Source organism: Mesorhizobium sp. M7A.F.Ca.CA.001.08.2.1 (assembly GCF_003998455.1).
GTDB classification, from domain to species: Bacteria; Pseudomonadota; Alphaproteobacteria; order Rhizobiales; family Rhizobiaceae; genus Mesorhizobium; species Mesorhizobium ciceri.
Map to the genome: position 1 here is coordinate 1 of NZ_RZPW01000250.1, position 8006 is coordinate 8006.

Annotated in this window: 9 protein-coding genes and 1 pseudogene; 9 read left to right on the forward strand and 1 reads right to left on the reverse strand. The window is 63.7% G+C overall.

Annotated features, from left to right (window positions below; all coding sequences use genetic code 11):
• Window positions 1–80: 80 nt before the first annotated feature.
• From EN914_RS16460 to EN914_RS16475, 4 genes are all read left to right on the forward strand, one after another.
• Window positions 81–494 carry a type II toxin-antitoxin system VapC family toxin gene (locus EN914_RS16460; RefSeq protein WP_013529139.1) on the forward strand — a complete coding sequence of 138 codons (414 nt, stop codon included), beginning with the start codon at window positions 81–83 and terminating at the stop codon, window positions 492–494.
• Between the two features lie 15 nt (window positions 495–509).
• Window positions 510–1130 (forward strand): Holliday junction branch migration protein RuvA, encoded by a 621-nt coding sequence (gene ruvA, locus EN914_RS16465; RefSeq protein WP_013529140.1) that lies wholly within the window; start codon window positions 510–512, stop codon window positions 1128–1130.
• A 43-nt stretch (window positions 1131–1173) separates the two neighbouring features.
• Window positions 1174–2211: a Holliday junction branch migration DNA helicase RuvB gene (ruvB, locus tag EN914_RS16470; protein WP_013529141.1), complete on the forward strand. Its 1038-nt coding sequence runs from the start codon at window positions 1174–1176 to the stop codon at window positions 2209–2211.
• A 160-nt stretch (window positions 2212–2371) separates the two neighbouring features.
• On the forward strand, window positions 2372–3268 hold the full coding sequence (locus EN914_RS16475) for a metallophosphoesterase (RefSeq protein WP_024502922.1): 897 nt from the start codon (window positions 2372–2374) through the stop codon (window positions 3266–3268).
• Window positions 3269–3280: 12 nt separating this feature from the next.
• On the opposite strand, the gene EN914_RS16480 is transcribed toward EN914_RS16475, so the two are convergent.
• A complete protein-coding gene (locus EN914_RS16480; RefSeq protein ID WP_024502923.1) occupies window positions 3281–4531 on the reverse strand; it encodes a glycoside hydrolase family 5 protein in 1251 nt (416 codons plus the stop codon).
• A gap of 57 nt (window positions 4532–4588) precedes the next feature.
• Between EN914_RS16480 and ybgC the strand changes: the two genes are divergently transcribed.
• The 5 genes and pseudogenes from ybgC to tolB form a co-directional block, all read left to right on the forward strand.
• Complete coding sequence (gene ybgC, locus EN914_RS16485; protein WP_013529144.1) at window positions 4589–5059, forward strand: tol-pal system-associated acyl-CoA thioesterase; 471 nt, start codon at window positions 4589–4591, stop codon at window positions 5057–5059.
• A gap of 399 nt (window positions 5060–5458) precedes the next feature.
• Entirely contained in the window at window positions 5459–6169 is a 711-nt protein-coding gene (gene tolQ, locus EN914_RS16490) for a protein TolQ (protein ID WP_013529145.1), read from the forward strand.
• A gap of 10 nt (window positions 6170–6179) precedes the next feature.
• Complete coding sequence (gene tolR / locus EN914_RS16495) at window positions 6180–6632, forward strand: protein TolR (RefSeq protein ID WP_013529146.1); 453 nt, start codon at window positions 6180–6182, stop codon at window positions 6630–6632.
• 7 nt (window positions 6633–6639) lie between these two features.
• The gene (locus EN914_RS16500; RefSeq protein ID WP_013529147.1) at window positions 6640–7797 is read left to right on the forward strand and encodes a TonB family protein; all 1158 of its coding nucleotides are present in this window, start codon (window positions 6640–6642) and stop codon (window positions 7795–7797) included.
• A gap of 40 nt (window positions 7798–7837) precedes the next feature.
• Window positions 7838–8006 (forward strand): annotated as a pseudogene (tolB, locus tag EN914_RS39215) (Tol-Pal system protein TolB); the annotation flags it as partial.

The following is an 8006-nucleotide window of genomic DNA, read 5'->3' on the forward strand; positions in this document are numbered from 1 at the left end:
GCGCTCGATCGGCTTGAGGGCAGCGGCGATCAGACAATGAATGCCGATGCCGTCATGGCTTTGACCCGGGATCGCTAATCTTGGCGACGCTTGTCGACACCAACGTGCTTGTCGATATCGCCGTTCGCGATCCCGTCTGGTCAAAGTGGTCGTGGTCCAAAATGGTGTCTGCCCTCGAGCAAGGCAGCCTGGTCATCAATCAGATTATCTACGCCGAGTTTTCGATGCGCTATGAGGCGATAGACGATGTCGATGATGCCTTGCCTGAAGACGAGTTCCGGCGCGAAAGTCTCCCGTTCGAGGCGGCCTTTGCTGCGTCGAGAGCGTTCTCGGTCTATCGGCGGTTGGGCGGACCTCGAGAGAAGGTGATGCCCGACTTCTTGATTGGGGCTCACGCTGCCATCCGAGGCTATCCCATTCTTACTCGCGATCCCGCAGGTTTCAGAAAGTACTTTCCAGATGTCGAGCTCATCACGCCCGATACTCATCCCTAACGGGGATTGCGTCCAATGATCGGCAAGCTCAAGGGCACGCTGGACGAGGTCGACGAGGATCATTGCCTCGTCGATATCCATGGCGTCGGCTACGTCGCCTATTGTTCAGCGCGCACGCTGGCGGCGCTGCCTTCGCCCGGCGAAGCGGTGGTGCTGTTCATCGAGACCTATGTCCGCGAGGACATGCTGCGGCTCTACGGCTTCCAGTCAGTGCTGGAACGCGAGTGGTTCCGGCTGCTGATGAACAATGTTCCCGGCGTCGGCGCCAAGGTGGCGCTGGCCATCCTGTCGACGCTGGCGCCGGCCGACCTCGCCAATGCGATTGCGCTGCGCGACATCGCCATGGTTTCTCGCGCACCCGGCGTCGGCAAGAAGGTGGCCGAGCGCATCGTCACCGAACTGAAGAACAAGGCGCCGGCCTATGCCGGAACCGCTTCGGGCACCATCGGCCTGAAACAGGAGCTCGGCGACGGCGTGGCATCCGCGCCGATCACCGATGCGGTCTCGGCGCTGGTCAATCTCGGCTATTCGCGCGACACGGCCGCCAATGCGGTGGCGGCGGCGCTGAAGACGGCGGGCGAGGATGCCGATGCGCCGAAGCTGATTCGCTTCGGGCTGAAGGAACTTGCGCGGTGAGCCGCCGCTTGTTCAGCCCCTTGCCGTGTGCAAGGAAGGCGGCATGAGCCTGTCGCCCCGCTTGATTGCACCGGAAAAACGCGGCGAGGATGCCGAGCAGACCTTGCGGCCGCAGACGCTCGACGATTTCGTCGGCCAGGCGGCGGCGCGGGCCAATCTCAAAGTGTTCATCGAGGCCGCCAAGAGCCGCAGCGAGGCGCTCGACCATGTGCTGTTCGTCGGGCCGCCTGGTCTCGGCAAGACGACGCTGGCGCAGATCATGGCGCGCGAGCTCGGCGTCAATTTCCGCTCGACCTCGGGTCCGGTCATCGCCAAGGCCGGCGATCTTGCCGCGCTGCTGACCAATCTCGAGGAAGGCGACGTGCTGTTCATCGACGAGATCCATCGGCTGAGCCCGGCGGTGGAGGAGATCCTTTATCCGGCGATGGAGGATTTTCAGCTCGACCTGATCATCGGCGAAGGCCCGGCGGCGCGCTCGGTCAAGATCGACCTCGCCCGCTTCACCCTCGTCGCCGCCACCACGCGGCTTGGCCTGCTCACCAATCCGCTGCGCGACCGTTTCGGCATTCCGGTACGGCTCAATTTCTACACGGTCGAGGAGCTGGAGCAGATCGTGCGGCGTGGCGCGCGTATCCTGCAAATGCCGCTCGGCAACGACGGCGCGCTGGAGATCGCGCGGCGCGCGCGGGGCACGCCACGCATCGCCGGCCGGTTGTTGCGCCGTGTGCGCGATTTCGCCTCGGTGGCCGGCGATGGCCATGTCGACCGCAAGATCGCCGACGAAGCGTTGACCCGGCTGGAAGTCGACGCGCTCGGCCTCGACGCGCTCGACCGCCGGTACCTCAGCATGATCGCGCGCAATTTCGGCGGCGGGCCGGTCGGCATCGAGACGATCGCCGCCGGCCTGTCAGAGCCGCGCGACGCCATCGAGGATATCATCGAGCCTTATCTGATCCAGCAGGGTTTCATCCAGCGCACGCCGCGCGGCCGGATGCTGACGGCCAATGCCTGGCGCCATCTCGGCCTCGACGCGCCGAAGGATCTGGCGCAACAGCAGATCAACCTGTTCCAGGAAGAATAGCGCTCAGGGCGATCAGGCGCAGGTTCCGGGCCGACAAAGGATCTGTGAGCGGCCTGCGCAAAATATCCTCGGCTTCGTCGGTTTGCCGGCGCATTCGTCGGCTCTGGTGGCGGTGCCATCCCGGGGCAATCTCGCTCCGATGGTTTGCCGGAGCCACGCAATGATCACCAGACGCGGATTCCTGCGCTTCATCGGCGGGTCGGTTCTGTCGGTTGCCGCGTTCAGCGCCTATGCGGCCGGCATAGAGCCGATGCTGCTGACGCATGTGAAACGCTATGCGCTAACGCCGCCGCATTGGCCTGATGGCCTGAAGCTGCACATCGTCGCGCTTGCCGATATCCATGCCTGCCGGCCATGGATGACGCCGGAGCGGATCGCCTCACTTGTCGAAGACGCGAATGCCCTGCAGCCGGACGTGATCGTCCTGCTCGGCGATTATATCGCCGGCATGCCCTTGGTGACCGGCCCGGTGACGCCGTCGCAATGGGCCTCCGCCCTCTCGGACCTCAAGGCACCGCTCGGCGTGCTCTCGATTCTCGGCAACCATGACTGGTGGGCAGATGGCTTCGCGCAGCGCGCCGGGGCCGGCCCGACCGTAGCGCGCAAGGCCCTGGAGAAAGTCGGCATTCCGGTGCTGGAGAACGATGTCGTGCGCCTGGAAAAGGATGGGCATGGTGTGTGGATTGCGGGGCTCGCCGACCAGCTCGCTCTGCTGCCGACCAGGGACCGCGCCGGCTTCACGGGGCTGGACGATCTCGACGGCACGCTGGCCAAGGTCAGCGACACCTCGCCCATCATCCTGCTTGCGCACGAGCCGGATATTTTTCCGAAGGTGCCGTGGCGCGTCTCGCTGACCCTGTCCGGCCACACCCATGGCGGACAAATTCGGCTGTTCGGCTATTCGCCGGTCGTGCCATCGCGTTTCGGCAACCGCTACGCCTATGGCCACGTCGTCGAGAACGATCGCAATCTGATCGTCTCCGGCGGGCTCGGTTTCAGCATATTGCCGGTGCGTTTCGGGATGCGGCCGGAAATCCTGTCGATCGACCTTGGCTAAATCCAGATCGCCTCAGTGAAGCGATTTGATCGCGTCCATCACATCCGGCTCGGCCTTGTCGCCGTTGAAGGCATCGACGATGCCGAAGGCGCCGCCATAGCTCCACACCGACCATGAGAAGCCATGTGCTTCGGCACGCGCGATCATGTCCCTGACATAGGCGGCCCGATACCCGGCGGGCATCACATAGGAATTGCCGTATTCCTGACGGATCATGCCGAACTCGCCCAGCGTGATGTTTCCAGGCTTGACGCCGTTGGCCCTCGCCCACGCCTCGACCTTTTCGAACGGCGCATCCACCAAGCCGAGCAGTCTGTCGGGGCTGTCCATGCTGGCGACCTGTTCGTCAAGATAGGCAAGCAGGCCGCTTTGCCGCGTCCATGGCGCCTCGGCCTTGATCCTGGCGCGGATGGTGTCGAGCGTCACGTCGAGCTGTGCCTTGGGCACCGCACTCAGCGGATAGGGCAGGCCGGTCACGTAAGGAATGAAGTCTCCGGCCCAGGTTGCGCCCTGATGGGTGAGCAGAAACGGATCGTAGGAATGGAAGGTCCAGATGACGTTGTCGTCCGGAATCGTCTTCGGGTCGATCTTTTCCAACGAACTCGCGGCGGAATAGCAGGCGCCGGTCAGCACCAGGGTCAGTTTCGTAGCCGAGGATCGCGCCGCCGCGAACAGTTTGCGCTGGCGGTCCGGCCACAGGCTGGTGCCGTCGCTGTCGCAGTCCACGATCGGTTCGTTCATGGGCTCGAAGGCGACCTGGGCGGGATCTTCGCTGGCCAGCGTGCGGGCCATCTTGCGGACCATCTCGACATAGGCGTCGAAGGTCCGTGGGTCGCCCATCACTTCAGCCATTCCGATCTTGCGGCTGCCGCCGGCCGGGATCAGGTGCATGTCGACGATCACCTTGATCCCGGCGCGGTTGATCATGCGCACCGAGTCCAGCACGCTGGCATAGAGATCGTCACGCAAGGCCACGGTCTGGTCGGACAGAAAGGGCGATGGATCGACCGGCATGCGCAGGAAATCGAAGCCGGCATCCTTCAACGCCTTGAGGTCGTCCTCCCCAAGGAATTTCCGCCACTCCGGATAGGGCAGGATGGCCTTGGCGTCGCCCCACTGGTCCTCGCCGGGCCAGGTGACCCACTGGTCGAGATTGAGGCCGCGCTTCATCGAGAATGTCGCGGTCTGGCCAGGCAGCGCCAAAGCCACCAACACGAACAGCGCCGCCGTCAAACTCTTGATCATCGCCGTCAACAGTGCCATCCGATGTTATGTTCCGCGGGAAACTGGTGCCTCGTCGGGACTAAAAAAGGAAGCGCAATGGGCGATCATGGTGAATCGGCGACGCTGCTGGCCGGGCTTTCCGGTGCGCTGACGGCGTTCGGCCACCGGCTGATGGCGCGGGTCTACTATGCCGACACCGATTTCTCCGGCGTCGTCTATCATGCGCGCTATCTCGAATTCTTCGAACGCGGCCGCTCCGACTATCTCAGGCTGACCGGCGTGCACCACACAGAGCTTGCCGACGGCAAGCATGGCGAAAGAATAGTCTGGGTGGTGCGCCGCATGGAGATCGACTTTCGCGGCCCGGCCCGCATCGACGACATCCTGACCGTCGACACCCGCACCGAGGAGATTTCCGGCGCGCGCATCTTCATGGCGCAACAGCTCAAGCGCGGCGACGAGGTGCTGGTCGAGGCCAAGGTCGAGGCGGCGATCATCGGCGAGAATGGCCGCCCAAGGCGCTTTCCCAAGGAATGGGTGGCGGCATTCATGCCCCGGATGGGATGATATTCAGGTGATGCCGGCCTGCAAACGGTGATTCCCTGCGCTTCCGGTGCTCGGGTGCTTCAAGTACCCTCCGCTCCGGTTCTCGGAAACCGCCGCTTTCGGCTCGGCCTGACCTGAATCTCAACCCATCCTGACTTCGCGCTTGGATGATGGCGTTACAACTGTGCGGGCGTGGCAATGCGCCGCGCCTTATATACTAACCCATCCTTAACCATAACGGTTCATGAAGAGATTGGTGAAGATTGGCGTTATCGAACGCCTTCCTTTCACCAATATTTGCCCTGAAAAGGCCGACAACGGCACAGTTTGGGGTTGTTCCGGTAGCTTCGTGCGAACCGACCACAAGGGATGCCAGGGGCCAGCCGCCAGCTTCGCCCGGAAAATCTTAAGGACGTAACGATGGAAAATATCGCACTCGCCGATCCGGGCGCGCAATTGTCGGTTTGGTCGCTGTTCGTTTCGGCCAGCTGGGTGGTCAAGCTGGTCATGATCGGCCTGCTCTGCGCCTCGGTCTGGACCTGGGCGATCATCGTCGACAAGCTGGTTTCCTATGCCCGCATGCGGCTGGCGCTCAACCGGTTCGAGCAGGTGTTCTGGTCGGGGCAGTCGCTGGAGGAGCTTTACCGCACGCTCGCCGATCGCAAGACCACCGGCATGGGCGCCATTTTCGTGGCGGCCATGCGCGAGTGGAAGAAGAGTTTCGAGAAGGGCGCCAAGTCGCCGCTCGGCCTGCAAACCCGCATCGACAAGGCGATGGACCTGGCGCTGACCCGCGAGATGGAAAAGCTGGAAGGCCGCCTCGGCTTCCTTGCCACCACCGGCTCGGCGGCACCCTTCATCGGCCTGTTCGGCACCGTCATCGGCATCATGACGTCGTTTCAGGCGATCGCCGGCTCCAAGAATACCAGTCTCGCCGTGGTTGCGCCGGGCATCGCCGAAGCGCTGTTGGCGACGGCCATCGGCCTGCTCGCCGCCATTCCCGCCGTCATCGCCTACAACAAGCTGTCGTCCGATGCGAGCAAGATAGCCGTGCGCATGGAAGGGTTCTCCGACGAGTTCTCCGCCATACTCTCGCGCCAAATCGATGAAAAAGTGGCCCCCAAGGCCTGAGGAGTAGCAGATGGGTATGTCCATGGGCATGGCAGGACGCGGCGGGCGCGGCCACAGGCGGCGCGGCCGTCACCATGCACTGATGTCCGAGATCAACGTCACGCCGATGGTCGACGTGATGCTGGTGCTGCTGATCATCTTCATGGTCGCGGCGCCAATGCTGACGGTCGGCGTGCCGATCGACCTGCCGGATACGCAGGCTAAGGCGATGAATGCCGACACGCAGCCGATCACCGTCTCGATCAACGCCGCCGGCCAGATTTACCTGCAGGAAACCGAAATCCCGATCGAGGAACTGGTAGCCAAGCTGCAGGCAATTTCCAAGACCGGCTATGAGGAGCGCATCTTCATCCGCGGCGACAAGTCCACCGACTATGGTACGGCGATGAAGGTGATGGCCCGCATTTCGGCCGCCGGCTACAAGAACATCGGCCTGGTTTCACTGCAGGAACAGGACCAGTAGACGCGCGATGAAGACCGGCCTCACCACATCGGTGATCTTGCATACGGCGGCGCTGACCTTCGGCCTGTTCACGCTGACGGCGCCGGCGGCACTTCCGTCGTCCGACGTCGAGTCGGTCGCGGTCGATATCGTGCCGATGGAAGCCATTGCGCAGACGTTGCAGGGCGACAAGAAGGCCGTGATGCATGAAAAGCCGGCGCCTGTGCCGACGCAGCGCCCGGACATCGTTCCGGATGCGCAGAAGGTCGGCGAGAACAGCGTCGACACCGACAAGCCGATAACGCCGGAAGCCAAGCCGAAGCCCGTCGACATGACCTCGGCTCCGCCGCCCGCGCCGACCCCGATCGAAAAGCCGAAGCCCGAGGACGTGCCGAAGCCGCAGGAGAAGCCCAAGCCCACCCCGGCAACGGAAGTGGCGCCGGCGCCGACGCCCAAGGAAGAGGTCAAGCCCGAGCCGGTCAAGCAGGCCGATCCCAAGCCGACCCCGGCCAAGCCGGCGCCGACCCCGCCGCCGCAGGACAAGACCGCTGCCATCGATCCGACGCCCGAGGTCAAGCCCGACGCCGTCGCTGAAGCCATAGCGCAGGAGCCGCCCGCCGAGGCGACGCAGCTGCCGGATTCCGCTCCCGCGCCGGAAGCGCGGCCGAAGCCGCAGCCGGCGCAGGCCGAAAGCGCCAAGGCGCCGGAGCGCAAGGACGCCGACAAGCCGGTCAAGGAAGCGTCGTCGAAGCCGAAATCCGATGACAAGCAATTCAACGCCGACGAGATCTCCGCGCTCCTCGACAAGCAGAAACCATCCGGCGGCGGCGCCAAGCGCTCGACCCAGCAGGCGTCGCTCGGCGGCGACAAGGACCAAGGTCAGAAGCTTTCCAGGTCCGAAATGGGTGCCCTGGAAAGCCAGCTCGGCGGCTGCTGGACCCTTCCTGTCGGCCTTGAAGGTTCCGAGAACTTCCTCGTCGTGGTGCGGTTCAACCTGGATGCATCCGGTAAGCTGGACGGGCGCCCGGCGGTCGAAAAGTCGAGCGGAAATCGCCAGTTCGACGAAAGTGCCGTTCGTGCGGTGCAAAAATGCGATGTCACCGGCCTGCAAGTTCCCGCCGGCAAGCAGGACATCTGGGCCGACGTCCGCGTCACCTTCGATCCAAGGGAGATGCTCGGCCTCTAAGGCCCTGTCATCCGAAAATCAGTACGAGAAGCGAGAAGACATGAAATCAATCCTCAAGCCGCTCCTGATGGTCGCAGCAATGGCGATGGGCATGACCGCGGCAGGCACGTTGCCGGCGCTGGCGCTCGTCGAGCTCAACGTCAACAAGGGCAACGTCGAGCCGCTGCCGATCGCCATCACGGATTTCCAGGGCGGCGACGCGCTTGGGG